Source organism: Desmonostoc muscorum LEGE 12446, from assembly GCF_015207005.2.
Taxonomy (GTDB): Bacteria; Cyanobacteriota; Cyanobacteriia; order Cyanobacteriales; family Nostocaceae; genus Nostoc; species Nostoc muscorum.
The window spans coordinates 365,573-392,230 of the sequence record NZ_JADEXS020000001.1; the positions used below are offsets into that span (position 1 = coordinate 365,573).

Consider the following 26,658-nt stretch of genomic DNA (forward strand, 5'->3'; position numbering starts at 1 on the left):
CACCGTTCAAAAAATTCTTTGCGTCCCGCCGTCAGTTGCAATGATACAGCGTATTTCAGGTAAAGGAAGTACACGGGTAGGGGCACAACATGTTCCCTACAATTATCTGTACCTCACGCCTGTTGCAATTCGCTGTCAGTCTTCAACTGCACATGATACGACGTGTGCCAATATCATTTGAGTTGTTAATTCCTGTAGTTATGTTCAAGCCTCGTTTTGTCCGGTTCTTTCGTCACCTCAATTGGCGCACGCTGAAAAAAACTTTCGCCAGGACAATTGAAAGACGACTTTTGGGACTAGCCTCGGAAATTGCTTTCAATGCCATGTTATCGTTGTTTCCAGCGATTTTGGCTTTGGTTACAGCCATTGGCTTATTGGCAGAATCTTTACAAAACACTTTTAAAGAACTGGCAGTGCAACTGAGTCAAGTTTTACCCGAACAAGCTTTGGTTCTGATTCGTGATTTTGCCACTAAAGAAATTACTAATTCCAAAAACACTGGCTTATTTTCTCTGAGCTTTGTATTAGCAATTTGGACTGCTTCTGGCGCGGTGAGTACTGCAATGACAGCCCTCGACCAAATCCATCAAATTCCTCCAGAAAAAATGCGCCCTTTTTGGAAAGCCAAGCTTGTTTCTCTGGGATTAACAATCGGTACTATGTTGCTTTTGGTGTTGGCTTCTTTTTTAGTGTTTACCAGCGATTGGCTGTTGGGAATGGTAGCACGTGAAAATGCTTCTTTAATCTTCTTGTTCGATATTTGGCAGCTCTTACGCTGGCCTTTAGCTTTAGGTATTGTTGCTTTTGCTTTTGGCTTTCTCTATCGCTACGGGCCTAGTGTCTGGAACTCAGGCACACCAATGATGCCTGGAGCAATTTTAGCAGCTGTTTTTTGGGCTATGTTATCTGCCCTATTTCGGCTTTATGTAGCGAACTTTGGGAATTATAATAAAGTATATGGTGCTGTTGGGGCTGTGATAGTTTTAATGCTCTGGCTATCAATGAGCGCTGCTGTTTTGTTAATCGGCGACCAGTTGAACGTGATTGTCGGCGAAGATATGCGCCCAAAACCACAGTCGCAATCTGCCGAAAAATATTAAAAAATATTAATTAGTAAATCTTGGAAGAAACTTTTGCAAAAGCTCAATAGAGGAGTAAAATGTCTAACGATTCAATACAAATAAGCGATCGCTTTCATGCCTGATTCTTCTTTTCGCTCTTCGATGATTGAACCTGATTCCAAAGCACCTACCTTAAAGCGCCTCCGCCAAATCAGTCGGCTGCTGGATAATGCTATCACTATTCCCGGAACCAAAGTTGGTATTGGTATAGATCCAATTTTAGGATTACTACCTATTGGTGGCGATTTTTTGGGAATCATGTTTTCTTGCTACATCATTTTAGAAGCAGCACGTCTGGGTGTATCTAGAGCCTCCTTAGGCAGAATGGTTGTGAATGTAATTATTGATGGCTTAGTAGGCGCTATCCCAATTTTGGGAGACTTTTTTGATATTGCCTGGACAGCTAACAATTATAATCTCAAGCTATTGGAAGAACACTTAAAGTTTCCCAGCCAGCAAAAGAGTGCAGATAAGTGGTTTATCATGGCTCTTTTGGTTGGATTGTTGCTCGTCTCCATTGTCTTAGTTGCATTACCCGTGATCCTAATTAGAATATTGTGGAATGCCTTAACTGGCACTTAAATTATCATAATTCAGAATTCAGAAGTCAGAATTAAGAAGACTTTAAAACCCAAGCTTAATAATTGGAATAATATTCAAAAGCTATAGTATCCTTGATTTTACATTCATTCTGAATTCTGAACGGCAGTTGCTTGATGCCGGCGGCAGTTCCTCTTTGGGGAAACCACCAAGACCGGACTGCCTGCTCCTGAATTCTGAATTCTCACCTAAAATTATTGATGAATATAGGAATGAAAGATTGGTGGCAAGCCACTTTTCCTAAAGGGCGGCAAAATTTGGTTATTACTGATGCTCATGGCTATCCTGTACAAATTGCTTATGGCGAAAAAGGTAGAGGTAAACCGCTAATTCTCCTACATGGTATGGGCAGTTGGAGCTACAATTGGCGCCACATGATAGCACCATTATCTAAACATTTTCGGGTAATTTGTTTTGATGCCAAAGGCTTTGGTTTTTCTGAAAAACCATTGTCTAGAAGAGAACACAACGGTCATCAAGTTATTGAGTTTCAAAGAATTATTCAGGCATTGTGTGATGAACCAGCAGTCATTGTAGCTGAATCCCTGGGAGGATTAGTTGCCCTAGCCCTTGCTGAAGAATATCCCGAATTAATCGGGCGCTTGGTAGTAGTAAACGTACCTATCTTTACTGAACATTTACCCCATTGGTCTATGTGGTTACTTGCCCAAACACCTCTAGAAATAATGCAAACAATAGACTCTTTGCGTTTAGTAAATCTGTTTGCACCCTTATTTAGAGAAATAATGGCAACAGAAAGACGTGCGGTACTATTCGATCCTTCAATTCTCACACAGGAAGATATCTATTGGATAACTTACCCTTTTCTTGAATTACCTGGTACGATCGCCAAAGTTGCCGAAGAATTACAAATAGCAGCCCGGGAAATAGAGAATTGGCAAGCAAATAAGCCAAATATGCTCACTAAAATTCAAAATAAATTGAATAAAATTCAGTGTCCTACACTAGTTTTGTGGGGTGAGCAAGATAGTTGGTTTCCTGCTAGTCATGGTGAAAAATTACATCAGCATATCCCCAATTCCAAATTTCAAATTTTGTCTAACTGCTGTCACGATGCTTCAACTGGTGCTTCTGAGGTACTAAATACAGCAATTCTAGAGTTTTTGCAAGACACTGGCTTTTATAGCAATCGCCAAGGCAGTTAAGACACAACATATAAGATATGAGTGGGGGAGTTATTCCTTTGCTCAATATTCTGGTTGCAGTCAAAGTGGCGTTGGGTTCGTGGGCAGTGATTTTGGTTTTTATTTGTTATCGGGGCTTGTTGTAAACTTGTTGTAATTTTCAAAGCCTGTGAGGTGTAAAACCATGACTCATGCTTGCTGCGGCCCTGGCTACGCTTCTCCAGAAGCAGCCATCAAAGCCCAAAGAGAAAAGGTGCTTTACGCGATCGCCCTTTATACTGGCACTGGTATCGAAGAACCAGATTATCTTGCTACTGTAGACGTTGACCCCAATTCCCCCACCTATTCCCAAGTGATTCATCGTCTATCTATGCCTTATCTTGGCGATGAATTACATCACTTTGGCTGGAATGCTTGTAGTTCTTGTCACGGCGACGCTAGCAAATTACGTAGATTTACGGTAATACCTGGGCAACGTTCTAGCCGCATCTATATTGTTGATACCGCAGATAGCAAGGCGCCAAAACTGCACAAGGTCATTGAACCACAAGAAATTCAAGAAAAAACTAATTTAACCGCCCCCCACACAGTACACTGCCTAGCAGATGGTCATGTGATGATTTCCATGCTCGGCGACAGTGAGGGAAATGGCCCTGGTGGCTTTTTGTTACTGGATGAAAATTTTGATATTGCTGGACGTTGGGAACGCCAAGCTGATGGGATGCGGTTTAACTATGACTTTTGGTATCAACCTCGTCATAACGTCATGGTGAGTAGTGAGTGGGGCGCACCCAAAACCTATTATCCTGGTTTTGACCTCAACGATGTAGCAGCTGATAACTATGGTCATCATATACATTTCTGGGATTGGTCAACACGGGAAATTATCCAAAGTTTTGACTTAGGACAAGAAGGATTAATTCCCTTAGAACTGCGCTTTCACCATAACCCCGACAGCACTCATGGGTTTGTCGCCGCAGCACTCAGTAGTAATGTTTGGCATTGGCACAAACCTAATGGTCATTGGGAAATAGAGAAAGTAATTGATATACCTTCACAAGAAGTGGAAGGCTGGCCGATACCAGTGCCATCGTTGATTACTGATATCTTGATTTCAATGTGCGATCGCTATATTTACTTTTCCAATTGGCTGCATGGAGATATCCGCCAATATGATATCAGTGACCCAGCCCATCCTCAACTTACTGGTCAAGTTTGGTGCGGTGGTTTGTTAGGTAATGGTGGTGAAGTTCAAGGTCATAAATTAGCTGGCGGCCCGCAAATGCTACAGCTGAGTCTGGATGGTAAACGGCTTTATGTGACGAATTCCCTATTTAGCACTTGGGATAATCAGTTTTATCCTGATTTATCTAAAACCGGCTCATATTTATTACAGATTGACTGCGACACTGAAAATGGCGGACTAAAAATCAACGAAGACTTCTACGTTGACTTTGGCCAAGAACCAGCAGGCCCCTCTCGCGCTCACGAGATGCGCTATCCTGGCGGTGATTGCACTTCAGATATTTGGATCTAACCTCATTTCACGAAATACCTGATACAGATAGATATGTAGGGGCGTACAGCTGTACGCCCCTACAGTCGATTCGTGTGTTGCGAAGATTTTTGGAAATGGACGACGGAGGGACACGGGGACACGGGGAGTTTTGAATAGTAAGTGATTATCCCAACTTGACATCACAAGGAGTCATGAAAATTTCTTTTCCCCACTCCCCAATCCAGCGATTTGCCTACACGCGATTCCCTGCGGGATACTGATGCCCTAAAATGGTATGGGGTGTGTAGGGTTCTTCCAAGTATTTGCGTTCTTCATCTGAAAGCTGCAAATCCACAGCCTCAACTGCTTCTTTGAGATGTTCTATCTTACTAGCGCCAATGATTGGGGCTGTCACGCCTGGTTGATGTAATAACCAAGCTAGGGCTATTTGTGCTGGTTTGACGCCGCGTTTTTGGGCTAACTCGACGACGCGATTGACTATTTGAAAATCTGAATCTTGATAGTAGAGTTTGTGGGCAAATTCGTCGGTTTTCGCCCGCACAGTTTGACCATAGTCTTCTTTGCTGCGATTACCAGCCAAAAAGCCTCGCGCTAAGGGACTCCAGGGAATAATTCCAATTCCTTGGTCTAAAGATAGAGGTATGATTTCTCTTTCTTCTTCTCTATAAACGAGGTTGTAGTGGTTTTGTATGGATACAAAGCGATTCCAACCATGTTGATCGGCTAGGAAAAGGGCTTTGGCAAACTGCCATGCGTAAACACTCGATATACCCAGGTAACGAACTTTACCTATTTTTACCAGGTCGTGCAGCGCTTCTAGGGTTTCCTCAATTGGTGTTTCATAGTCCCAACGGTGGATCTGGTACAAATCCACATAATCGGTCTGTAGCCGCCGCAATGAGGCATCAATGCCATCAAAAATATGTTTGCGAGATAGTCCGCGATCGTTGGGACCATCACCGATTTTGCCGTGAACTTTGGTAGCAATTACAACTTGATCTCTTTTGGCAAAGTCTTTTAATGCTCGTCCGACTATTTCTTCGCTGACACCTAAGGAATAAACATCGGCGGTGTCAAAGAAGTTAATCCCTAACTCCAAAGCCAGCTTGATAAAAGGGCGACTTTCTTCTTCTTCTAATACCCATTCTCGCAATTTGCGATCGCCATAAGTCATGGTGCCCAAAGCAATGCGCGATACTTTCAGTCCACTTTTTCCGAGATTTACGTATGTGGTCATACTGTTTGCTCTACTTTTTGATAACGTTGTGATAGTTTTAAAGCCAGTTGGGAAGCTCGATGTGCTTCATCGGTGCGTCCTATTTGGCTGTAAGTCTTAGCTAATTCCCGCTGAATTACTGGAATGTTGTTGCGGGCAGCTTGGCGTTTTTCCAGAACATTCAAGGCTTTGTGATACTGCCTTTGGCGTATTAAAGCATCAAGATAAATTTGCTCAAATAAGTCTCGTTGAGCATGAGATCCACCCGTGGATTGTAACTCTGGCAATACCGGCTCTAATTGAGCGATCGCTTTGTTCCAATCTCCACGAGCATGAGCTATCATCCCCTTAGCCGCAGGTACTCCGATCTTTGCCCAAGTACGTCTAGCATAGGGTAATACTTTATCAACATGACGTTGCATACTCTCCAACATTTCACCCGCCCAGTCTTCTTTACCACCCCGCACCAGTGCATAGATGTATTGCAAATCCAAGAACGCCAGGACATGTTCGTGTAGTCGTGGTTGCAAATAGCCAGCAAGTTCTTGCCAGCGCGAACCCACATCTACACCGCGTAACTCTAGCCTTAGCAACAGAGAGATCGCATTTATCTGCTCACGCCCACTGTCTTTTTTGGCACGTCCCCAGATGCGGGTGTCGTATATTTCCAGTACCTTGGCAAAATTTTCAATATCCAGGTAGTAAAGGGATGTGTGCCACCAAAGATGTCCATAAAAAGCCGAACTGCCAGATTCCCAAGTATCACTGAGACTTTCCATTAAGGTAATCCCTTCTTCCAGGCGTCCTGAGGTTTCTAACACATGAGCAATGGCGTGGTGTGCCCAACGGTTATCTCGTTTCAGGGCGATCGCAAGTCTGGCATATGTTTCTGCTTCTGGTATCCGATGGCACTCTTCTAGCCCAAATGCCAGCATCCCGTAGATATAGGGGTTGTCTTGATTGGCGGCGAAAACTTTTTCGGCAATCCGCAGCAGCCCCTGACTGTTACCAGTATTTCTATAGTGATACTGGGCTACATGCACTGAGGCTAAATCGCGGGGATAGCTATCAGTAATCGCTTCATGATAAGCGATCGCTTGCTGGATATCGCGGTTTGCCCAAGCTTCTATTGCTGCAACGTAAAGTTTTTCGCGCTCATTGGCTCTTTTGAGGTTTGCTTTGGCCACATTCAGATAAGATGTTGCCTGGGTTAAGCCAACAGAGCCACCAGCAAACAAGTAAAATGCGGCAACTTGAGCATTGGCGATCGCACAAGCCGGATCTGCCTCAATTGCTTTGAAAATAACTTGAGCATCGTTGCCAACGCTGAATAATTGATCCACAAAGCTATTGATGGCATCTATCGCAGCTGATGAATCGGTAGTAATTTCGAGTCCAAATGAATCTTTGACCATTGGTTTTCCCAGAGCATTGCACAGCTACAAGGGTTACTTTGCAAAAGCTAAGTTATAAACTACTGTATCTCAATCAGGTAACCGGAGTTAATTTTTAGATGAAGAATTTCCGATAAAAAATGCTGTGATGGCGATCGCTTTTCTTGAAAGTAAGTACAGCTTTGCGTAAAATCGTGGCGAATTGAGGGTTGAAGTTCAAGTGTATACCCAATACTGCTCGGATAAGCTCTTGAGGCAGGGGAGGCAGGGGAGGCAAAACTCAACGCCAGCCTCGATTTCTTCCCCTGATCAAGAACAGCTTGCCTCAACCAAGAAATTCCAAAACCTACGCAGTATTGCATTGCACCCCACCCCTTAATTCCCTCCTGAAGAGCGGGGAGGGGAGACAAAGCGTAGCTTTGGCGGGGTGGGGTTCTTAGGTTTTAATAAGTAATCAAGCGGACATGATATTACCTGAAAATTGCTGTGATTGCCATGAAAAGTTACCGAGTGCAGCTTCTTAATCGCCATAACTTCGTTGTAGAGGTGGCAGAAAGTCAGTACATCTTAGATGCTGTAGAAGCCACGGGTTTGCGCTTACCTGTGGGTTGTCGATACGGTGCTTGCATTACCTGTGCAGCGCGTCTAATTGAGGGTGAAGTTGATCAGTCTGAGGCGATCGCACTTAAATCTGCACAAGAGGCGATGGGTTATGTTTTGCTTTGCATTGCCTATCCCCGCTCAGATTGCAAGTTTGAGGTGGGTGTAGAGTGCCAAGATCAACTTTACATTAATCCCTTTAAAGGTCGTCGCTGATGTGCATTTATCAGATATGTTGTTAAAATTACAGTTGCCTCCAACTAGGTGGAGATAATTAAACGTAAAATGCAAACCAGTGAAATCAGCTTCCTGAATAGCTTTTACCTTTTGCTTGCTGCCTCGTGCCTTTTATCTAATTAAGCTTGTATGGCTACTATTGTTACTCAAACTCTACTTGAAGAGTTGCGTCCAGGCGATCGCCTCACATATCACGGTGTCGATTGGGATATAGAAGATTACAGCACTTATCAAGATTCTAAAGGTTATCAAACTGATGAGTGGTTGTTGACTTCAAAGGGGGGATCGGAATATTACTTGCTGCGAGAATTTGATCCAGATAACGCCCAATATGATGTAACTTGGTATCTTGCTAACCCGGTGCAAAATTGTCGCATATTTCTACCAGATTCCCAGGAAAATATACTTCCTAGACTATGGCAAGAGATGCAATCACTAGCTAACCCATATCCAGAATTGCTACTTTTTCACAAACCCTATTACTTTGAATCTCAAACCCAAGGAAGCTATGAAGCGGAAGAAGAAACAACATCTCGCATCACTTGGGATTATTGGGATCAAGACCATCATATAAATTTAGCTATAGAAGCTTTTCCTGATGGTAAGTTAGATATTTACTCTACCCAAATAGTACAGCCTCAAGAATTTTCCAAGATTCAGAAAAATGTGGAATTAAAACAGCAGAGCATTACTAGCCTTATAGCCAAAACTATTCAATTCATAATAGCGTTTATTATCTTGTTTGTCGGACTTTTCTTAATGATATTTGGATAAACTACAAATGCCTATTTCCTTATTTATTGAACAGCATGAACATGGTATTGCGTTTTATATAAATGGAGATTTACAATTTCATACCGCTGATGAAGCAATATATCATGAATATTTGGTGGTTCCTGCTGTAGCTTTGGCAATGCAAAGATTTCCTCAAACAGATTTACGTATCCTAATTTGTGGAGGAGGTGATGGATTAGCAACCAGGGATGCATTACGATTTGAACAAGTTGAAAAAATCGATTTAGTAGATTACAATCCAGAAGTTTTAGAACTGGCAAAAACTGTATTTAAACCTTATAATTTGGGAAGTTTAGAAAACAACAAGGTTACTGTATATGCTCAAGAAGCCTTCGAGTTTATTTCAGGATTGCCAGATGAATATTATCACCTTGTAATTTGTGATTTTACCTATCCTAATTCCCCAGAGGAAACAAAAATCTACAGTCGTGAATGGTTTCAAGAAATCAATCGCGTTCTGATACCTGCTGGAGTAATTTGTACTAATGGCGTTTCTCCAGAAAAAAATACAGCAGGTTTTTGGTGTTTATATCAAACACTGCGATCGGCAAATTTGTTTACAAAACCTTTACAGCTAGATATTCCATCATTTCATTGGCATGGTTATGGTAATTGGGGTTTCTTTCTAGCATCACCCCAGGTGATTACAAAAAATGAAATAGAGACAATTTTTCTACCCGATAATTTACAGTCTCTGACTCATAAACAGCTACTACAAGCTTTTATCTTTGAAAGTGCGATCGCTGACGATCGCCACCAAGTAACGATTCACACTTTAGAAAGTCCTCAGTTGTTCTATTATCTGCTAAATCAGTCATCAAACCAAGAAAAGTTACCGATTACGTCTGGTAAACATATCGACTTTCTCACCATTGAAGACACAATATCAGTACAAATAGGAGGATCTGATTCACTCGATTTGGAATCAGTTGCCCAGTTTTGGCTAGAAAATATTTATTCTTATGAAGTAAATTCTAAAAAATCACCAGATATCAATCGACTTTTACCAGCACGTCATCGTTATCATAGCCCAAAAATGACATCATCATGGTTAGCACATCTCAATGAATTATTAACAGAAATAGATGTCAAGCAACTCTTGAATAGCCTGTTATCAAGGGCACAAGAATTGCCTCCACAAATTGCTAATGAACTGAAAAATCTAGCTGATAAAATCAACTCAAATCAACCATTGGCAAAACTACCTCCTAAGACGGCTGAATTTATTACACTGCTATCAGTGACGCTGTTAATGGCCAACTTAGTGGCACCAGATACAGTATTTGCTAAAGGTTCCTATTCTAGTGGTAGCAGCTCTGGTTCTGATGATAGCTTTAATACGAAATTTTTAGGTTTTATATTGACTGGAATAGGCGGTTTTTGGCTAGCTAGCCTATTTTCCAAATCACAAGATGAATAATATCGAATCAGCTTAAATACTTATGATTATTTTTTCTCTTTCTTTGCGTACTTCTCTGACGAGACGCTGCGCGAATGCGTACTTGGCGGTTCGTTAAAAAATATTAAACATATGTTTTTAGCCAAGGAGTCCAAATCATAGTAATTTAGAACCTATGAAAATCAATAATAGAATAAAATATAACTTCGAGCAAAATTCCTTAAAACTAACAATCAGAGAATTAAATTATCAAGAAAATCAGGATTGGGACTCGCTGATAAAAGCTGCTCAATATAGTTGTTTTATGCAAACTAATAGTTGGGCATATTTTAAAGAATTAGAAGGATATAAAACCTTTCGCTATGGATTATTTTTCAATAACGAATTAGTCGGAGGATGTATTTATTATTTGTATCCCCATACTAATAAAGCAAATTTATTGATTGCTCCTGGTGGGCCGATATTACCAGAAATTGACCCAACCCAAGGAATGCAACTATTATTAGAGAAAGCCAAAATTTTAGCTCAAGAAATAGGTGCGATCGCACTTCGTATTGAACCGCTATGGAGAGAAAAACCAGATTGCTTAAAAGGTTTCGTCCGCGCACCTGCTGATTTATTACCATGTGAAACTTTATTAGTTGATTTACGCCCAGATATCAGCAAAATATTAGCAGCGATGAAGCCAAAAGGACGCTACAATATTCGGCTAAGTCAACGCTACGGCGTGAACACACAATTTAGAAATGATTCCCAAGCAATTCCTTTATTTTATGATTTATTCTGGGAAACCGTACAGCGTCAGCAGTTTTTTGGCGAACCTTACGGCTTTTTTATCAATCTTTGCCAAACATTGTTTGCAGCCAACATGGCAGAAATTGGTTTAGCTACTTGGGAAGGAGAAATATTAGGAGCAATTTTAGTAGTATATTGTGGTGATATTGCTACTTATTTATATGGCGGCAGCAGTCTAGTACATCGAGAAATGATGGCAAATTACAGCTTACATTGGGAAGCAATGCAAAGGGCAAAAACACGGGGTTGTGAATTTTATGATTTATATGGTTTTACTCATAATCCTAATCATGGCTATGCAAAGTTTTCTCAATTTAAAAGTCAGTTTGGTGGCGAAGCTGTAACTACTATAGGCGCTCATGATTACTTTTTTTATGACCAGTTAGCTGATACGCTAATTAGCTTATTCCAAAACCTGGTAGGGGATAGTAAATGAATGAAATATTAATCAAAGGACTTACTCAATCAGGAGTAATTTTACTAGAATTAGCAGTGGGATTTGGCTTATTTTGGGTAGGACAGTTAGCTTATCAAAAGCTGTTTCGGCGGCGAATGGAGTTGAATTTAGAACTGTTTGTCAAAGATAATCCAGCTGTTGCGATCGCATTAGTAGGTTACTATTTTGGTATTGTCATTGCCTTGGGTGGCGTTCTAGGAGAAACCGCAGTTAATTGGCAAGATAAAGCACTGAATTTAGCAACTTACGGCGCAACGGTGATTTTATTGATGTTAGCTGGTGCATGGGTAGGAGATAAATTAATCCTGCGCCACTTTAGTTGTGAACGAGAAATTATCCAAGATCGCAATATAGGTGCAGCTAGCGTAGAAGCAGGAAACCATATCGCCAACGGATTAATTTTAAATGCAGCTTTGGCTGGTGAAAGTGGTGGTTGGTTGGTGGGGTTAGTGTGTTGGTTAATTGGATTATGTATCCTCGTTGTGGTGAGTTTCATTTATCCCCGCGTCACGAAATACAATGTCTTTGCAGAAATTGAAAAGCGCAATAACCCAGCGGCTGGTTTAGCTTTGGGGGGTTTACTGATTGCAACAGGTAATATTGCGCGAGTCGCTTTTTCTGGGGAGTTTGAAAGCTGGATTATCAGTTTCACTGAATATGGATTAATACTATTGTTTTGCTTGGGTTCGCTAGTAGGAATTCGCTGGTTAGCAGATTTAGTTTTAGTTCCAGGTGTGAAAATTTCTGACGAAATTGTTAATCAAGAAATACCAAATATTGGCGCAGGTTTAATTGAAGCCTTTGCCTATATTGCAGCTTCATTTTTGATTGCTTGGTGCTTTTAAGTAGAAGCTGCTCATCTGCGTAGGTTAGGTTTCAATACGGTTCAGTTAAGACACCAGACGCGATAAATCGCCGTCAAGACGAAAGATTTATCCTTGTAGAGACTGCGATTTATCGCGTCTTTGGATCTAGAATTTTCATCAAAAAACCTTAACCGAACCGTATTGTAACCGAACCGTATTGGATTAGGTTTCGTTCTTCTACCCAACCTCTGATTCATAATTCGGAATTATGACGTTTTATTTACCTGTCAACTACTAATAAATAAATACTTCCAATCAGCAATTTTATCAGATTCACTGATTTCTATTGTCAGTAATTTGGTGAGAATGAGAGCCTTTTCAAAATTATCTTTTTGGTAGTCACATATATGAATATCAATTGTGACTTTTGCTTCCTCTGGCCAAAAATGTAATGCTATATGGGATTCTGCTAGCAAGATAACTGCTGAAACTCCCTGCGGTTGGAATGCAAAAGCAAGTTCACCAATAACCGTCAGTTCAGCTTTTTGGGCGGCATTTTTTAAAATTTCGATAAAATCTGCTGTTTTCCAACTAAAAACAGCCTGAGAAGCTGGCAAAATTGCAGAAAAATGATGAGAATTAATCACTTCTATCCCACATTCGGCAAGTGCGATCGCAAAATATTGTATTTTTGAAGCATGACAGCTTCACCATTAGATATTAGACTACAGGATACTCTGGAATTCGTTATTTCGCATTGATTTCACCGCTTCACCGAAACAGTGCTGAGTGCTGAGTAAAAAATAAAATTCAACAGACTAGGCACTCTTAGGTTTGAGAGCAACTACATCCGGTATGGAAGAAAAAAAGATTTGTTATGACAACACAATCCGTTACGTTAATCAGATTTCAAAATTGGGAAGAATAAAGTCTGGTGAGATTACGCAAGTAACTGTAATTCATAAAATGAGGCTTTAAACCGTATGAGTTCTGATTTTCAACCCCCACCTAAAAGTTTGTCCATACTGGCTTCCGTAGGAGGAGTGGTGACTGCTGTCATCGCGATCGCTGGTTTTAATTTTTGGTCTGGGCAACTTTCTCGAAGTTCTCCAGAAAAACCTGAAATATCAACATCCCAAGCTGCTTCACAACCAAAGGAACCCATACAAAGCACTCCTTTTACTGCTCAAGAAACTGAAACAATTGCCAAACTTGACGCTACATCTGTGGTTTTACCAGGTGAACCCATTGCTCCCAACCAATTAACCATCGCCATCACTCCTTATGTTGCCCCTGGTGCAGGATCGTTAACAAAAGAAGAAATTGCAACTGCCCGTCAGGCTTGGTCATACTTCCAGCGCAACTGGAATGACGAAACTGGCTTGGTTAATTCTGTTGATGGCTTTGCCTCGGTGACTATGTGGGATCAGGCAGCAGCGATCGCCGCCTTAGTCAGTGCTAGAGAACTCAATATCGTGCCTGCGGCTGAATTTGAAGCCAAAATGACCAAAATGTTGAAAACACTGGCATCTCTGCCGTTATACAAAGAGGAACTACCCAACAAGGTCTACAACGCAAAAACCCTCATACCCGTTAATTATGGTCAACTAGAAAAACGGGAAGAAATTGGTTGGTCTGCCATTGATTTGGGGCGAATGGCAATCTGGCTAAAGATTGTTGGTGCAAAGTATCCCCAAATGCGATCGCTCTCCAATGATGTTTGGAAACATTGGCAAGTCAAGCGTCTCACCAAAAATGGGCAAATGTATGGTACTGCCGTCATCAAAGGTAAAGAACAATACAACCAAGAAGGTCGCTTGGGCTACGAGAATTATGCTGCCTATGGTCTGAACCTTTGGGGCTTGGATGTTAAAAAAGCCTTGGATTATCAGTCCCATACTGCTTTTGTAAATCTTTACGGACAAGGAATTCCTTACGACCGACGTGACTATAAAAAATCTGAAGCTAATAACTACGTTTTGAGCGAGCCTTATATTTTAGATGGTATTGAAACTGGGTTTCAAGCTTTGCCTAAAGCCTACGCCGATAGAATTTTAGCTGCTCAAGAATCTCGCTATCAAGCGACAAAACAATTAACAGCCGTCACTGAAGACAACTTGGATCGCGCTCCTTACTTTGTTTACAGCAGTTTGTTTGTCAATGGAGAACCTTGGGCTACCATCACAGACACTCGACAACAGCGTAATGATTTGCGCTTTTTAAGTGCTAAGGCATCAGTCGGTTGGCACGTGCTTTATAACACTGCTTATACGCGTAATTTATTTGATTTTGTCCAAGCCAACCTCAAGTCAAAAGATGGTTGGTACAACGGTTTCTATGAATCTCTGCGTCAGCCGAATAAAGCTCTAACAGCCAATAATAATGGCGTGATTTTAGAGAGTTTGCTTTACAAACAAGTCGGACAACCGCTTACCGTTTGGGCAGGAGTTAAGAGAAGTAACAAGTTAAATTAAGCCAAGTAGCACTAGCAAAGATGAAGCGCAAAGCGATCGCGCTACTGGGTGGGATTCGTCAACAGGTGCAGTCCAATTAAATTACTGTGGATGCTACTTTACCTTTAGTCACCTTTAGTCACCTGTCGCTGCAGCACATAGCGCGGATGAATTTTGTTTCCAAATTCCTGGGGTGGTGCTATGCGTATCACTTCAAAACCCAGGTTCTGCCAAAAAGTGAATCCTGACTGATTTTCTTGCAGAACAGCCAAAAATACAGATTGCGCTTCCTGCTGTGCCACCCAACTTTCATAAGCTTGGTAAAATTGAGAGCCTAATCCTTTCCCTCGGTATTCTGTAGCCAACATCATTAACCCTATCCACCAACTTTTTTCATCAGGATAATCCCGAATGCTTTCCAGCATTCCCACAAGGGTATCATCTGGAGCAAACAAACCAAATATAAATTTATCTTCTATAGTTTTACCTTCAGGTAAAGCTAAAAATTCATCAGCGGCAGCAGAAGATAGAGGCGGATGTCCATCTGTCATAATGGCGTAGTCAGTACATTGCTCAAAAAGGTGCTGAAGAATTTTTTCATCACTAGAGTTTAGTTTTTTCGCTATGTAGGCAGCACTTTGTCGTACAAATATGATTGAATTATCCATATCAATTTTATACACCATTAAAACGGAAATTTTATTCACAAATTGTAATTAATTTCATAAATTACCCTCAAATTTTCTGTGTTTCATCCTTGCTCATTAAAGTGAGAATTTCCATAGTACGTTGTGCATCTTGGCATCTGACAAACAAATGATCGTGATAATAGGCAGCAACCAAATTACAACTTATACCAGCTATTGCTAACTTGTGAGAAATTGCCGCCGTCAGACCGACTGCCTCCAGTGACGAATGAATAGTCAATGTGATCCATGCTGCTACAAAAGAATAAGGAATCGAAAGCTTATCCGCTTGCTGTTTTGTAATAATTAATGTCGTACCTTCTGCTTCTCGAAATACGCAAACTGGTTCTATATTTGTTGGGACTCGATCCACAGGTACAGTGCAAAACACATATTCACCAGGTTGTAATTGGGGTTTCATCCCTTTAATCAAAGTTGATAGTTCTGTCTCTCCACTCATTTATCTGGGCGTAATTCCTCAAAAGATTTAGGTGACTCTAACTGAGTAAGTAACACACAATGGAGTGTTATACTATTACTGTAATGGTAAAGCGTAATGATAAAACTCTTGATCCTTGATATATCCTTGTGATTTATAAAGCTTTTGGGCATTTGTGTTAGAAATATGAGTCGCTAATATTACTCGAACTGCCCCACTCTTTTTGGCATATTCTTGTGCAGCACTCATCAATAACGTTGCAACTCCCTTCTGGCGATGCGACTCTTTCACATACAAATCGTTCAATATCCATACTCGCTTCATCGACACTGAAGAAAAACTCGGATAAAGCTGAGTAAACCCAATTATTTCTCCATTTTCATTAGCTGCAAACACTACTGAATCATTATTCTTAAAACGTTCTTTGAGAAACTCTTTGGCAGCTTCAATATCTGATACCTGATTATAAAAAACGCGGTATTCATCAAACAGTATCGACAGACTTTCAAGATGATTAATATTAGCTAAAAAAACTTCCATATGACTTTTCCTCCCCCTACTCCTGTGTAAATTTTTCATTGAATCTGAATTCAGATTAGCTCAAGGAGGGTTCTCAAAGCGATCTAGTGGTCTGTCCCATTAATTTTGATGAGTTTGTAGCAAGCACTTCAGTGCTTAAAAATCAAGGACTAAAGTCCTAACTACAAACTTATTTACCCCTCAGAACTAATGGGACAGACCACTAGCCTTAACTCAACCCTCTGAGGAGGTGTAGGGGCAATACGGTTCGGTTAAGGTTTTTTGATTAAAATTCTAAATTCCAAAGACGCGATAAATCGGCGTCTCTACAATAATCATTCCTTCGTCTTGACGCCGATTTATTGTGTCTGTTACCTTAACCAAACAGTATTGGGTGTAGGGGTGTCGAGGTTTTCATGCCCTGTTTGCTTCCCAAATCAGGACTTGCGTTTGCACATTGTTTGTGAAATACTACTTCTAAAATACGGTAAATCGGTACAGATTAAGTATTTTATTCAATTTACCATCAAAAAACGAAACTAAAAGCGATTGGAAGCTAATCTCAAACGATGACAAACACAGAAATTCGCACTACTCAGGTAAAAGTCCCCAACGGTGATTTACAAATTGACGCTTACTTAGCTGAGCCAGCAAAAAAGGGAACTTTCCCAGCGGTGATTGTGATTCAGGAAATCTTTGGGGTAAACATACACATTCGGGAAGTCGCCGAGAAATTTGCCCTAGAGGGGTATGTGGCGATCGCTCCGACTTTATTTCAACGCACTGCTCCCGGTTTCGAGGCTGGATACAATCCTGAAGATATCCAAAAAGGGAGACAATATAAGGAGCAGACCAAAGCAGACGAAATATTGAGTGATGTTCAGGCTGCGATCGCTTATTTGAAAGCTCTCCCAAATGTGCAAGCAGATGCGATCGGTTCCATAGGTTTCTGCTTTGGTGGCCACGTCGTTTACTTAGCTGCCACATTACCAGATATTAAAGTTACAGCTTCCTTTTATGGTGGTGGGATTACAAACTCAACTCCCGGCGGTGGAGAACCAACCATCACACGCACTCCCGATATTAAAAGCCCCATCTATGCATTCTTCGGTCTTGAAGATCAAGGAATTCCCTTAGAACACACACAACAGATTGAAGCTGAATTAAAAAAATATCATATTCCCCATGCAATCTTCCGCTACGAGGGAGCAGGACATGGCTTTTTCTGCAACCATCGCGCTAGCTATAATTCCGAAGCTGCTGCTGATGCTTGGAAAAACGTTGTAGAACTTTTCCAAAAGAATCTTCAGCTGCAAACTGTTTAAAAAGCAATACACCGTACACCGTAGGGTAGCACAGCTGTGCGCCCCTACAAATCAACATAACAAATAAAAATCAAGCATCACATCCATGATTACCGCCTTCAAACAACCAAGAGTAAAAATTTTTCAACGGTTTTCCCTATTCGTCTTACCTGGATTATTAACAATCTCAACAACCTTAGTTAGTTGCTCAGTGGAAACCCCAAAAGGAGAAAATAAAACTACTGGTGTTCAAGCTAAAGTTGTTCGCATGGGATATCAAAGTTCTGGGGATATTGTCAGACTCAAAGGATTAGTTGAAAAGCGTTTACAACCTTTAGGTGTTTCCGTAGAATGGGCGCAATTTGCCGCCGGTCCACAACTGATGGAAGCGATGAATGTGGGTAGAGTTGATATTGGTTCTGTAGGCGAAACTCCTCCAATATTTGCTCAAGCTGCTGGTACATCTTTAGTTTACGTTGCTAGTAACAAACCCAGCACTGGTAAAGGAAGCGGCATTGTAGTTCAAAATAATTCTCCGATTCGGACTTTAGCCGACCTCAAAGGTAAAAAAATAGTTTTTCAAAAAGGTTCTGCCTCACATTATTTATTAATCAAAGCTTTAGAAGAAGGTGGTTTAAAATATAGTGATATTCAAGCCTTGAGTCTACCTCCTTCGGAAGCTCGTGATGCATTTATTCAAGGAAAAATTGACGCCTGGGTAACTTGGGACCCTTATTTAGCAGTGGCAGAAAAAAAGGCAAATGCCCGTGTTTTGAGAGATGCTAGCGGCATTTCTACTCAAGGTGGATATTACATGGCGGCGCGAAAGTTTGCTACAGAAAATCCCAAATTAGTGCGATTAATCCTTGAGGAAGTAGATAACACAGGTCAATGGGCTGACAAAAATCGAGCGGAAGCTGTAAAACTTATTGCTCCTCATCTGAAAATTGATCAAGATATTTTAACAACAATGGTTGAAAGACGAAATTACGGTTTAAGACCAATTACTCCACAAATCATGGAGAATCAACAGAAAATTGCCGATTTATTTGCTCAAGAAAAAATAATTCCTAAATCTATAAATATTCAGGAAGCGATGCTGACTACTGAACAATATGCAGCCATCACACCGGAAACTATTAGTCAGAAATAGCATTAGATAGTGACTAAGTAATTCGTAATTCGTAATTCGTAATTCGTAATTCAAGAGGGTAAAGCATCATTAATGATTAATGGAAAAGTCAAAGATGCACCATGAATATTTAAATCAACTGCCGTCAAGCATGGGGTAATAATTACGAACTACGAACTACGAATTACGAATTATTTTGACCAATGAATAAATTTGGAACAGAGTGATTATGGAAGTTTTTTGGTATTTGCCTACACAGGGAGATGAGCGTTATTTAGGCACTACAATTGGCAGGCGTCCAGCCACTTATTCTTATATGCAGCAAATCGCCCAAGCTGTTGATAAGTTGGGTTATGGCGGCATGTTAATTGGTACTGGACAAAAACAAGATACTTGGATTGTAGCTAGTTCTCTGATTTCAGTTACTGAACGTTTGCGGTTTCTTGTAGCTTTTCGTCCGGCTATTATGTCACCTTCTTTAGCAGTGAGGATGGCTGCTACTTTTGACCAGATTTCTAATGGTCGAATTATTCTGAATGTGGTGACTGGTGGTGATACAAAAGAACTAGCTAAAGATGGAATTTTTTTAGATCATGACCAGCGTTATGAACTGACTGATGAATTTTTAACAATTTGGCGATCGCTGATGCAAGGTGATGAAGTAACCTTCAATGGTCGTCATCTGAAAGTTGCAGGTGCAAAACTGCAATTTCCTCCCGTACAAAAGCCTTATCCGACTTTATATTTTGGTGGTTCTTCCGATGCTGCTCTCCAAGTTGCTGCTAAACATATTGATGTGTATTTAACTTGGGGTGAACCACCAAATCAAGTTGCCGAAAAGATTGCCAAGGTACGCCGATTAGCAGCAGAACAAGGTAGAACGGTACGTTTTGGAATTCGGATGCATGTCATAGTCCGGGAAACTACGCAACAAGCTTGGGATGCAGCTAACGAATTGATTCAGTATGTGGATGATGAAACCATTGCTGCTGCACATCGGCGGTTTGCCCAATCTGAATCAGAGGGACAACGCCGCATGGCACAACTGCATAATGGCGATCGCCAAAGCTTAGAAATTAGCCCCAATTTATGGGCAGGTGTTGGTTTAGTGCGTGGCGGTGCTGGGACTGCGTTGGTAGGAGATGCAGATACAGTTGCAGCGCGAATGCTGGAATATGCTGATTTAGGCATTGATACCTTTGTCTTTTCAGGGTATCCCCATCTCGAAGAAGCCTATCGAGTCGCAGAATTACTGTTTCCCCGCCTACCAGTGCAAACGCCGGCAATCCCATTACCGCAGGAAGTTGCAAGTACATTTAGTGAATTTGTTACCAAAACAGATTTACTCAGACCACAGCCTGTTTAAAGGGCAATACAGTTCACATAACTCCAAAACCCTCATGTAGAGACGCGATTTATCGCGTCTTCTCTAGACCAATTATCGACACCATTAACTCTTAACCCAAGCGTATTGGTTTAAAGGGCATGGGGCATTGGTTATTAATTCTTCTAAATAGGAGAAAGAAAAATAATGAGTACGAAAAAACCTCAACTGAGATTGGGTGCATTTTTATCAAGCAGTGGTCATCATCTAGCCTCATGGCGGCATCCCGAAGCGCAGGCTGACGGTGGTTTGAACTTTCAGCATTACAAAAGGCTGGCACAGACGGCGGAACGCGGTAAGTTTGACATGATCTTTTTTGCTGACGGTGTGGCTGTCCGCCAACGCAATCAAGAACCTGACGTTTTTAGCCGTAATGGTAAACTCGTGCAGTTTGAACCCCTCACATTGTTGTCGGCTTTGTCTGTGGTTACAGAAAACATCGGTTTGACGGCGACAGTATCGACTACCTATAACGAGCCTTATCACCTTGCGCGTAAATTTGCGTCGCTAGATCATCTCAGTGGTGGTCGTGCCGGTTGGAATCTTGTCACCTCTGCCACTGAAGCGGAAGCGCTGAACTTCAATCGTGAAAAGCACATGGAACATACGCTACGCTATGAGCGTGCCCGTGAGTTTGTGGATGTGGTAACCAAGCTTTGGGATAGTTGGGAAGATGATGCTTTCCTCCATGACAAAGAGTCGGGTATTTACTTCGATCCAGATAAGTTACACATTCCCAACCACAAAGGTGAGCATTTTTCAGTGCGTGGTCCGTTGAATGTCGCCCGTCCCATCCAGGGTTATCCCGTGATTATTCAAGCTGGGTCATCTGAAGATGGTAAAAATTTGGCGGCTCAAACGGCGGAGGTAATTTTCACTGCTCAGCAGACCCTTGCAGAAGCCCAAGCATTTTATGCAGATGTGAAAGGAAGACTAGCTCAATATGGACGCTCCCCTGACCATCTGAAAATTATGCCTGGTGTGTTCCCCGTAATTGGGAAGACTGAGCAGGAAGCTAAAGACAAATTCGATCGCATTCAGGAATTAATCGATCCGGTGGTCGGCTTAAATTTGCTGGGATCGATGATTGGTGGATTTGACCTATCCGGCTATCCCTTGGACGGACCACTGCCAGATTTACCAGAGACAAATGGTGGCAAAAGTCGGCAAAAACTCTTGATTGATTTGGCTCAAAGAGAGAATTTAACGATTCGAGAACTGTATTTATGGACAGCTGGTGCGCGTGGGCATCGTCAGATTTTGGGCACACCAGAACAAATTGCCGACCAGTTAGAAGATTGGTTTGTGAATGGCGGGGCCGATGGATTCAATATTATGCCACCCTGGTTACCTGGAAGTTTAGATGAGTTTGTGGATTTGGTAGTTCCTGAACTGCAACGTCGGGGTCTGTTCCGTACAGAGTATGAAGCAGCAACTCTACGCGAGAATCTTGGTTTACCCCGTCCCGTAAATCAGTTTGCCAAAGTTGGCGCTCGTGAAGTGGCGATCGCTTAACTTCTGATAAAACCAATTTTGCAGCAAAAAGGCTCAAGCATTCCTGCCTGAGCCTTGATTAAATTCAATTTAAAGATTAGCTCTAAGAGCTAAATCTTTAAATTTTAGTAACGGTTCCGGAAGTTATTGTTTCCCCGGTTACCACCACCACCAAAGGAACCTCTGTCTTCTTTGGGCTTAGCCTTATTTACTTTAAGGTCACGTCCCATCCACTCAGCACCATCAAGAGCATCAATGGCAGCTGTTTCTTCAGCATCTGTGCCCATTTCCACAAAACCAAAGCCACGTACACGACCTGTTTCACGGTCGGTAGGTAGCTGAACACGCTTTACAGAACCATATTCTGCAAACACCGCATTCAAACCTTCTTCTGTAACTTCGTAAGAAAGATTCCCTACATAAACTGACATAAATTGTCTCCAAAATCATAGAGGTGTAGAGATTTAGATTTCGGAGAAAAGTCTGTGAATACCAAAAGGAAAAAGCCTGTCAATAATAAAAACAAACGAGGTCGCCCGAATTAACTCTCACCTCCCATTGTGACATAACAGTCAAATATTTAGAGATAGTTTATAAAACTGTTACGAAAAGTAATGTAAGCAATTCATAGCTCAGTAAGTAGAAATAATTAAACGTCAAATGATTCATTGTTGCCGTCTTGGTTCGTTATGGCAACCTAGATCTACTAAAAAAATCTATTAGGACTACTACATTTATTGCGTGAAAAAATTCCGTACATCTTGAAAAAGCTGATTCCCTCAGGACTTACGCAACTGGCACAGGCGATCGCTAAAATATAGTATTTTTCTACATTTATCTCAAAGTTCCAGGGATGTTGTACAAGAGGTGTGTAAAATTCGTTGGAAAATCGAGGAGTAACACCTTTGAGATTAAACAACTAACTGGCATTGAATATTGTCAATGTCGTAAAGCTAGGCTTCAAAGAAATCATATTGCTTGTGCAATATTACCCATTAGGTTAACTTTTGGCTGCAACTACTTGCCGATCTCGCCGTGCGACTTCTTTTCGTACTAAAGGAATGACATCACGGCCATAAGCGATCGCATCTTCCAAAGGATCGAAGCCCCGAATCAACAAGGTAGTTACACCTGCATCATAGTAATCAACTAAGGCTTCTGCAACTTGTTCTGGTGTACCTACTAACGCTGTGGTGTTACCAGCTGCACCTGTAGCTGCTGCGATCGGTGTCCATAGACGCTTATCGTAAACTTCGTTTTTGGCTGCAAAATCCAGCAGGCGTTGTGAACCTACTGCCTGGGGTCTAGCTGTGGGAGATGTTTTCCCCCCTCCTCGTAACTCTTGAATCTTTGCCAAAATGCTATGCGCCTTTTCCCAAGCTTCTTGTTCTGTAGCGCCAAGGATCGGTCGCAGGGACACGCTGAAACGAATAGAGCGATCGGGCGGTAAGGCAGCACGAACTTCAGCAATGCGTTCTTTGACTGCGGCAATTGGTTCACCCCACAAGGCGTAAACATCACTGTGTTTTGCTCCCACTTTCACCGCTGGGCTGGATGCACCACCAAAGTAAAGCGGGATATGGGGTTTTTGTAGGGGCTTGATTGCAGAGAAAGCATCCTTGACGCGGTAGAATTCGCCTTCGTAATCAAAGGGAGTGTCACTTGTCCAGGTGCGACGAAGGATTTCTAAATATTCATCAGTGCGGCGGTAGCGGTTATCATGATCTAACCAGTCACCATCTTTTTGTTGATCGGCATCGCTACCGCCCGTAATGATATGTATTGCTATGCGACCGTTGGTGAAATGGTCAAGGGTAGCTGCCTTGCGGGCTGCTAAAGTTGGTGCGACAAAGCCCGGTCTGTGGGCAATCAAAAAGCCCAATCGCTCGGTTGCAGCTGCGGCAAAACTCGCAACAGTCAAACCATCAGGGCTACTAGAACTATAGCCAATTAATACTTTATCAAAGTCTGCTTCTTCATGGGCTTTAGCAAATTCACGAACATAAGCCGGATCGATAATGTCATCGCCCAGAGTACTTGTTGTACTATTTAATTCGGAAGCAGGTTTTGTCCGGATTAATCCAATAAACTCGACTGGCATAGTTTCTCCTGGGAATAGGAAGTGGGCATTAGTTAGGACTCATCATTTAACCTAAAGACAAATGACAGCGAATGAAAAGCCCTATAAGCAGAAAACCGCTTTACTTATTAGCCCATTAACTTAAACTTGACCAAATAATTACAAAATTCAATTATGAATTATCAATTACGAATTATTTTGACACCCTACTGTCTCTAGGGATATTACTCTAATTATTATATAGTAATATAAATTGGTCATATTATCATAGTATATCTATCTATAATTAGACCAATTTGAAAAAATAATGCGATAAATAGACCATTTGTAGAGACGCGATTCATCGCGTCTTCATCCAAATATGTGTTGCAATCATTAATTGAATTGGTATTAGCGATCGCCATTATCAATCCTATTGACCAATTCCCTTAATATATTGCCATCTGGGCATTCAACACAGAGAAAAAAGTGGCATCCAAAGCTGCGGCGATTTGGACAAATACCCGACTTGTTTTTGACTTAGAGTCAGCGAGTGTCAGCGGTTCTCCTGTATCACCTCCATTAGAAATGCGGGGATCGATGGGAACTTCTCCCAAAAGGGGTGCTTTGAGTTCATCTGCCAATTTTTGACCGCCACCAGTGCCGAAAATCGATGTTTTTTCGCCGCTACTACTGATGAAATAGCTCATATTTTCGATAATGCCGAGAACGGGAACCCCCACTTGGCGAAACATATGAATACTGCGGCGCACATCGGAAACTGCAACTTGTTGGGGAGTTGTTACTAATATCACTCCACAAATTGGGCTTTCTTGAACAATGGTGATTTGGGCATCACCAGTACCGGGAGGAAGATCTATTAATAAATAATCTAGTTCTCCCCATTCGACTTCGTGGATAAACTGGGTGATGATTTTGTGTAGGACTGGCCCGCGCCATGCTAAAGGATGATCCGGTTCTGCTAACAGTCCCACAGACATTACTTTAATACCATAAGCCGACAAAGGTAAAAATCTCTGACCGTTGGGAGTATCAATCACTTGCACTTCAGATTTACCCAGTCCCAGCATTTGCGGAACATTGGGGCCATAGACATCAGCATCCAATAGACCAACTTTAGCACCAGCCAATCTCAAAGCAACAGCTAGATTAACTGCGGTTGTAGATTTACCAACCCCCCCTTTTCCACTGGAAATTGCTAAGGTGGTTTTTACCGCTGGAATGGTGCAGAGTTGAATGTAAGTTTTTTTGCACCAAGATAAAAGTGATAATACTGTTTTAATTTCTGCTTGTAATTGTTGCTGGTGAGAACCGATATAAAGCCGCAGGTAAACGTAGTCATCAACAACACGCAGATTTCGCACCATTCCTAAAGTAACGATGTTGTTTTTCAGGGTAGGTTCGATGATTTGCTTGAGAAGTTGAATGACTTCTTGCTGACGGGCGATGATCTGGGGATCGGGAGGAGAAGTTTCTACTTGTTGATGTGATGATATGGAATTGTGTACCATAATTAATTTTGATCGCAATGAGTTTTGTTGTTGAATCTTGCCATAATAATTCGTAATTCGTAATTCGTAATTATTACCCCTTAGCTAAAGTTAGCTGCTCTGAATAATGATAATCGTTGATTTTTTAATTCATAAATTAAAGGGCTTGTAGCCTGAAAAAATTAATTATTAATTTGTAATTAATAAATTTTTAATTACGAATTACGAATTACGAATTACGAATTATTTTGTCAATTGCCCGTTGCGCGTAAATAGACACATCGCGATCGGGGTCATCCAGTGCTTGTTTTAGGGCATTCAAAGCATCGGAATCACCCAAATTACCAAGGGCGATCCCTGCTTCTTTTCGCACATCAGAATATTCATCTGTTAACGCTTCAATTAATTCAGGTAACAAGTTTTTATCTGGGGTTTTTTGTAATACTTGAATAGCAAATTTTCGCACTTGCCAATATTCATCTTTGAGAGCAATTTTTAAAGCCGGAATTGCTTCGGGATTAGCGTGAATTGCCAGAGATTTCGCCGCATTTCTTCGCACCTGCCAATCATCATCAGAAGTTAGTGCTTGAGTGAGTAATTCTACAGCTTGTTTATCTACTAAATGACCTAAAGTTAAAGTGGCTGCACGACGCACATTGTTATCTGGATCGTTTATTAGAGACAAAACTGGTGGACATATTTGCACCTGATTTAAATAACGAACAGTTGTTACAGCAGCTTCCCGCAGTTGGCTGTTTTCTGACTCAAAAAAGGACAACACCGCAGGTAGAGATTGGACATCATGAATCTTGCGTAATAAAATTAGCACGTTAAGATTGAGATTGATATCTTCTTGGTGTAACGCATCTAGTAACAGCAGCAGATGATCTGGGGTAACTAATTCACCTAAAGCTGATAATGCCTCACTGCGAATTTCGGCATCGGGGGAAGTGAGAGATTTTAGTAAAGCCGGAACAGCAGCGGGATTGGCAATTTCCCAGAGTGCAGATACCGCAATTTTTTGTACTGCTGGGTTTTCGTCTTGGAGGGCGAGAATTAACGCCTCAACTGCTGCATCTTCTCCCAAGTGTTGTAGAGATTTTACCGCAACCAAGCGATCGCTGACTTCTGGCGATCGCAACATTTCCAACCATTGATTTAATTCCGAATCTGTATCCACAGTCATTGGGAAACCTCAGCGCAACAAAAAGGGAATTTGTACAGTGATTGCATTGGTGGGACATTCTTTTTCACAAGGGAGACAAAACCAGCATTCGTCATATTTCATATAGGCTTTCCCCGTCTCTGGGTTTTTTGCTAAGACATCCAAGGGACAAACTTCAATACAAGCAACACATTTTTCTAAACATTTAGATTCATCGACGATTACGGGAACATCTACTCTTTGGGTGATTAAAGCCATATTTTTACCTACTTTTTTAAATTCTTGACTATGGATCAATACGCTTCAGTTAAGAGGATGTTTACTCCTACTCTCTGCGACTCTGCGCCTCTGCGTGATCTAAATTCATATTCTCAATCAGCAATTTCAATTTTTTTTTACGAACCGCCAAGGACGCCAAGGACGCAAAG

Annotated in this window: 26 protein-coding genes and 2 pseudogenes; 16 read left to right on the forward strand and 12 right to left on the reverse strand. The window is 41.4% G+C overall.

What is annotated here, in order from left to right:
- The first annotated feature begins 200 nt into the window (after window positions 1-200).
- From IQ276_RS01550 to IQ276_RS01570, 5 genes and pseudogenes are all read left to right on the forward strand, one after another.
- Entirely contained in the window at window positions 201-1,100 is a 900-nt protein-coding gene (locus tag IQ276_RS01550) for a YihY/virulence factor BrkB family protein (RefSeq protein ID WP_193918309.1), read from the forward strand.
- Between the two features lie 96 nt (window positions 1,101-1,196).
- Window positions 1,197-1,703, forward strand: a complete 507-nt coding sequence (locus IQ276_RS01555) for a DUF4112 domain-containing protein (protein WP_190876521.1) — start codon at window positions 1,197-1,199, stop codon at window positions 1,701-1,703.
- A gap of 230 nt (window positions 1,704-1,933) precedes the next feature.
- A complete protein-coding gene (locus IQ276_RS01560) occupies window positions 1,934-2,887 on the forward strand; it encodes an alpha/beta fold hydrolase (RefSeq protein WP_193918294.1) in 954 nt (317 codons plus the stop codon).
- A 17-nt stretch (window positions 2,888-2,904) separates the two neighbouring features.
- Window positions 2,905-3,012: pseudogene (locus tag IQ276_RS01565) on the forward strand (cation:proton antiporter); the annotation flags it as partial.
- Window positions 3,013-3,050: 38 nt separating this feature from the next.
- On the forward strand, window positions 3,051-4,403 hold the full coding sequence (locus tag IQ276_RS01570; RefSeq protein WP_193918291.1) for a selenium-binding family protein: 1,353 nt from the start codon (window positions 3,051-3,053) through the stop codon (window positions 4,401-4,403).
- A 214-nt stretch (window positions 4,404-4,617) separates the two neighbouring features.
- Here IQ276_RS01570 and IQ276_RS01575 read toward each other — a convergent pair whose 3' ends face one another.
- Genes IQ276_RS01575 through IQ276_RS01585 form a run of 3 tightly spaced genes read right to left on the reverse strand, consistent with a single transcriptional unit; the run spans window position 4,618 to window position 7,357 of the window.
- A complete protein-coding gene (locus IQ276_RS01575) occupies window positions 4,618-5,622 on the reverse strand; it encodes an aldo/keto reductase (RefSeq protein WP_193918289.1) in 1,005 nt (334 codons plus the stop codon).
- Window positions 5,619-7,016: a tetratricopeptide repeat protein gene (locus IQ276_RS01580; protein WP_235115346.1), complete on the reverse strand. Its 1,398-nt coding sequence runs from the start codon at window positions 7,014-7,016 to the stop codon at window positions 5,619-5,621. Before IQ276_RS01580 ends, IQ276_RS01575 begins: the two co-directional genes overlap by 4 nt.
- 59 nt (window positions 7,017-7,075) lie before the next feature.
- A complete protein-coding gene (locus IQ276_RS01585) occupies window positions 7,076-7,357 on the reverse strand; it encodes a hypothetical protein (RefSeq protein ID WP_235115347.1) in 282 nt (93 codons plus the stop codon).
- A gap of 133 nt (window positions 7,358-7,490) precedes the next feature.
- Between IQ276_RS01585 and IQ276_RS01590 the strand changes: the two genes are divergently transcribed.
- The 5 genes from IQ276_RS01590 (at window position 7,491) to IQ276_RS01610 (ending at window position 12,123) form a co-directional block, all read left to right on the forward strand.
- On the forward strand, window positions 7,491-7,811 hold the full coding sequence (locus IQ276_RS01590; protein WP_193913935.1) for a 2Fe-2S iron-sulfur cluster-binding protein: 321 nt from the start codon (window positions 7,491-7,493) through the stop codon (window positions 7,809-7,811).
- 150 nt (window positions 7,812-7,961) lie between these two features.
- A complete protein-coding gene (locus tag IQ276_RS01595; RefSeq protein WP_193913933.1) occupies window positions 7,962-8,606 on the forward strand; it encodes a DUF4178 domain-containing protein in 645 nt (214 codons plus the stop codon).
- Window positions 8,607-8,613: 7 nt separating this feature from the next.
- Window positions 8,614-10,047, forward strand: a complete 1,434-nt coding sequence (locus IQ276_RS01600) for a spermine/spermidine synthase domain-containing protein (RefSeq protein WP_235115348.1) — start codon at window positions 8,614-8,616, stop codon at window positions 10,045-10,047.
- 154 nt (window positions 10,048-10,201) lie between these two features.
- Window positions 10,202-11,257: a lipid II:glycine glycyltransferase FemX gene (locus IQ276_RS01605; protein WP_193913929.1), complete on the forward strand. Its 1,056-nt coding sequence runs from the start codon at window positions 10,202-10,204 to the stop codon at window positions 11,255-11,257.
- Window positions 11,254-12,123, forward strand: coding sequence for a DUF350 domain-containing protein (locus IQ276_RS01610; protein WP_193913927.1), 870 nt, complete (start codon window positions 11,254-11,256; stop codon window positions 12,121-12,123). Before IQ276_RS01605 ends, IQ276_RS01610 begins: the two co-directional genes overlap by 4 nt.
- Window positions 12,124-12,371: 248 nt before the next feature.
- Here the strand turns inward: IQ276_RS01610 and IQ276_RS01615 are convergent, their stop codons facing one another.
- Window positions 12,372-12,731: an S-adenosylmethionine decarboxylase family protein gene (locus IQ276_RS01615; RefSeq protein ID WP_193913925.1), complete on the reverse strand. Its 360-nt coding sequence runs from the start codon at window positions 12,729-12,731 to the stop codon at window positions 12,372-12,374.
- A 336-nt stretch (window positions 12,732-13,067) separates the two neighbouring features.
- Between IQ276_RS01615 and IQ276_RS01620 the strand changes: the two genes are divergently transcribed.
- Complete coding sequence (locus IQ276_RS01620; protein WP_190876528.1) at window positions 13,068-14,558, forward strand: DUF3131 domain-containing protein; 1,491 nt, start codon at window positions 13,068-13,070, stop codon at window positions 14,556-14,558.
- 104 nt (window positions 14,559-14,662) lie between these two features.
- Here IQ276_RS01620 and IQ276_RS01625 read toward each other — a convergent pair whose 3' ends face one another.
- The 3 genes from IQ276_RS01625 to IQ276_RS01635 all read right to left on the reverse strand — a co-directional run bounded on the left by IQ276_RS01625 (window position 14,663) and on the right by IQ276_RS01635 (window position 16,202).
- Window positions 14,663-15,205 carry a GNAT family N-acetyltransferase gene (locus IQ276_RS01625; RefSeq protein ID WP_193913923.1) on the reverse strand — a complete coding sequence of 181 codons (543 nt, stop codon included), beginning with the start codon at window positions 15,203-15,205 and terminating at the stop codon, window positions 14,663-14,665.
- A 67-nt stretch (window positions 15,206-15,272) separates the two neighbouring features.
- On the reverse strand, window positions 15,273-15,683 hold the full coding sequence (locus IQ276_RS01630) for an ACT domain-containing protein (RefSeq protein WP_193913922.1): 411 nt from the start codon (window positions 15,681-15,683) through the stop codon (window positions 15,273-15,275).
- Window positions 15,684-15,758: 75 nt separating this feature from the next.
- Window positions 15,759-16,202: a GNAT family N-acetyltransferase gene (locus IQ276_RS01635; RefSeq protein ID WP_193913920.1), complete on the reverse strand. Its 444-nt coding sequence runs from the start codon at window positions 16,200-16,202 to the stop codon at window positions 15,759-15,761.
- Window positions 16,203-16,750: 548 nt separating this feature from the next.
- Here IQ276_RS01635 and IQ276_RS01640 point away from each other — a divergent pair.
- From IQ276_RS01640 to IQ276_RS01655, 4 genes are all read left to right on the forward strand, one after another.
- Entirely contained in the window at window positions 16,751-17,506 is a 756-nt protein-coding gene (locus IQ276_RS01640) for a dienelactone hydrolase family protein (protein ID WP_190876532.1), read from the forward strand.
- Window positions 17,507-17,591: 85 nt separating this feature from the next.
- Entirely contained in the window at window positions 17,592-18,638 is a 1,047-nt protein-coding gene (locus IQ276_RS01645; RefSeq protein ID WP_193913918.1) for a sulfonate ABC transporter substrate-binding protein, read from the forward strand.
- 208 nt (window positions 18,639-18,846) lie between these two features.
- A complete protein-coding gene (gene ssuD / locus IQ276_RS01650) occupies window positions 18,847-19,983 on the forward strand; it encodes an FMNH2-dependent alkanesulfonate monooxygenase (protein ID WP_193913916.1) in 1,137 nt (378 codons plus the stop codon).
- Window positions 19,984-20,148: 165 nt separating this feature from the next.
- On the forward strand, window positions 20,149-21,516 hold the full coding sequence (locus IQ276_RS01655; protein ID WP_193913914.1) for an LLM class flavin-dependent oxidoreductase: 1,368 nt from the start codon (window positions 20,149-20,151) through the stop codon (window positions 21,514-21,516).
- A 104-nt stretch (window positions 21,517-21,620) separates the two neighbouring features.
- Here IQ276_RS01655 and rbp read toward each other — a convergent pair whose 3' ends face one another.
- On the reverse strand, window positions 21,621-21,926 hold the full coding sequence (rbp, locus tag IQ276_RS01660; RefSeq protein ID WP_190876536.1) for an RNA-binding regulator: 306 nt from the start codon (window positions 21,924-21,926) through the stop codon (window positions 21,621-21,623).
- Window positions 21,927-22,365: 439 nt separating this feature from the next.
- Between rbp and IQ276_RS01665 the strand changes: the two are divergent.
- A pseudogene (locus IQ276_RS01665) lies at window positions 22,366-22,486 on the forward strand (IS701 family transposase); the annotation flags it as partial.
- Between the two features lie 9 nt (window positions 22,487-22,495).
- On the opposite strand, the gene IQ276_RS01670 reads toward IQ276_RS01665, so the two are convergent.
- From IQ276_RS01670 to IQ276_RS01685, 4 genes are all read right to left on the reverse strand, one after another.
- Entirely contained in the window at window positions 22,496-23,596 is a 1,101-nt protein-coding gene (locus tag IQ276_RS01670) for an LLM class flavin-dependent oxidoreductase (RefSeq protein ID WP_193913912.1), read from the reverse strand.
- Between the two features lie 407 nt (window positions 23,597-24,003).
- The gene (locus IQ276_RS01675; protein ID WP_193913910.1) at window positions 24,004-25,086 is read right to left on the reverse strand and encodes an Mrp/NBP35 family ATP-binding protein; all 1,083 of its coding nucleotides are present in this window, start codon (window positions 25,084-25,086) and stop codon (window positions 24,004-24,006) included.
- A gap of 208 nt (window positions 25,087-25,294) precedes the next feature.
- Entirely contained in the window at window positions 25,295-26,251 is a 957-nt protein-coding gene (locus IQ276_RS01680; RefSeq protein ID WP_193913908.1) for a HEAT repeat domain-containing protein, read from the reverse strand.
- Window positions 26,252-26,260: 9 nt separating this feature from the next.
- Window positions 26,261-26,488: a 4Fe-4S dicluster domain-containing protein gene (locus IQ276_RS01685; protein ID WP_035152298.1), complete on the reverse strand. Its 228-nt coding sequence runs from the start codon at window positions 26,486-26,488 to the stop codon at window positions 26,261-26,263.
- Window positions 26,489-26,658: the final 170 nt, after the last annotated feature.

Excerpts from the sequence above, each read along its gene's own strand:
- IQ276_RS01555 (WP_190876521.1), top strand. The coding sequence starts at position 1,197 with ATGCCTGATTCTTCTTTTCGCTCTTCGATGATTGAACCTGATTCCAAA.
- IQ276_RS01685 (WP_035152298.1), bottom strand. The coding sequence starts at position 26,488 with ATGGCTTTAATCACCCAAAGAGTAGATGTTCCCGTAATCGTCGATGAA.
- IQ276_RS01625 (WP_193913923.1), bottom strand. The coding sequence starts at position 15,205 with ATGGATAATTCAATCATATTTGTACGACAAAGTGCTGCCTACATAGCG.
- rbp (WP_190876536.1), bottom strand. The coding sequence starts at position 21,926 with ATGTCAGTTTATGTAGGGAATCTTTCTTACGAAGTTACAGAAGAAGGT.
- IQ276_RS01570 (WP_193918291.1), top strand. The coding sequence starts at position 3,051 with ATGACTCATGCTTGCTGCGGCCCTGGCTACGCTTCTCCAGAAGCAGCC.
- IQ276_RS01610 (WP_193913927.1), top strand. The coding sequence starts at position 11,254 with ATGAATGAAATATTAATCAAAGGACTTACTCAATCAGGAGTAATTTTA.
- IQ276_RS01605 (WP_193913929.1), top strand. The coding sequence starts at position 10,202 with ATGAAAATCAATAATAGAATAAAATATAACTTCGAGCAAAATTCCTTA.
- IQ276_RS01600 (WP_235115348.1), top strand. The coding sequence starts at position 8,614 with ATGCCTATTTCCTTATTTATTGAACAGCATGAACATGGTATTGCGTTT.
- IQ276_RS01640 (WP_190876532.1), top strand. The coding sequence starts at position 16,751 with ATGACAAACACAGAAATTCGCACTACTCAGGTAAAAGTCCCCAACGGT.
- IQ276_RS01590 (WP_193913935.1), top strand. The coding sequence starts at position 7,491 with ATGAAAAGTTACCGAGTGCAGCTTCTTAATCGCCATAACTTCGTTGTA.
- IQ276_RS01595 (WP_193913933.1), top strand. The coding sequence starts at position 7,962 with ATGGCTACTATTGTTACTCAAACTCTACTTGAAGAGTTGCGTCCAGGC.
- ssuD (WP_193913916.1), top strand. The coding sequence starts at position 18,847 with ATGGAAGTTTTTTGGTATTTGCCTACACAGGGAGATGAGCGTTATTTA.
- IQ276_RS01620 (WP_190876528.1), top strand. The coding sequence starts at position 13,068 with ATGAGTTCTGATTTTCAACCCCCACCTAAAAGTTTGTCCATACTGGCT.
- IQ276_RS01655 (WP_193913914.1), top strand. The coding sequence starts at position 20,149 with ATGAGTACGAAAAAACCTCAACTGAGATTGGGTGCATTTTTATCAAGC.
- IQ276_RS01670 (WP_193913912.1), bottom strand. The coding sequence starts at position 23,596 with ATGCCAGTCGAGTTTATTGGATTAATCCGGACAAAACCTGCTTCCGAA.
- IQ276_RS01680 (WP_193913908.1), bottom strand. The coding sequence starts at position 26,251 with ATGACTGTGGATACAGATTCGGAATTAAATCAATGGTTGGAAATGTTG.
- IQ276_RS01645 (WP_193913918.1), top strand. The coding sequence starts at position 17,592 with ATGATTACCGCCTTCAAACAACCAAGAGTAAAAATTTTTCAACGGTTT.
- IQ276_RS01630 (WP_193913922.1), bottom strand. The coding sequence starts at position 15,683 with ATGAGTGGAGAGACAGAACTATCAACTTTGATTAAAGGGATGAAACCC.
- IQ276_RS01585 (WP_235115347.1), bottom strand. The coding sequence starts at position 7,357 with ATGCAATACTGCGTAGGTTTTGGAATTTCTTGGTTGAGGCAAGCTGTT.
- IQ276_RS01635 (WP_193913920.1), bottom strand. The coding sequence starts at position 16,202 with ATGGAAGTTTTTTTAGCTAATATTAATCATCTTGAAAGTCTGTCGATA.
- IQ276_RS01560 (WP_193918294.1), top strand. The coding sequence starts at position 1,934 with ATGAAAGATTGGTGGCAAGCCACTTTTCCTAAAGGGCGGCAAAATTTG.
- IQ276_RS01550 (WP_193918309.1), top strand. The coding sequence starts at position 201 with ATGTTCAAGCCTCGTTTTGTCCGGTTCTTTCGTCACCTCAATTGGCGC.
- IQ276_RS01675 (WP_193913910.1), bottom strand. The coding sequence starts at position 25,086 with ATGGTACACAATTCCATATCATCACATCAACAAGTAGAAACTTCTCCT.
- IQ276_RS01580 (WP_235115346.1), bottom strand. The coding sequence starts at position 7,016 with ATGGTCAAAGATTCATTTGGACTCGAAATTACTACCGATTCATCAGCT.
- IQ276_RS01575 (WP_193918289.1), bottom strand. The coding sequence starts at position 5,622 with ATGACCACATACGTAAATCTCGGAAAAAGTGGACTGAAAGTATCGCGC.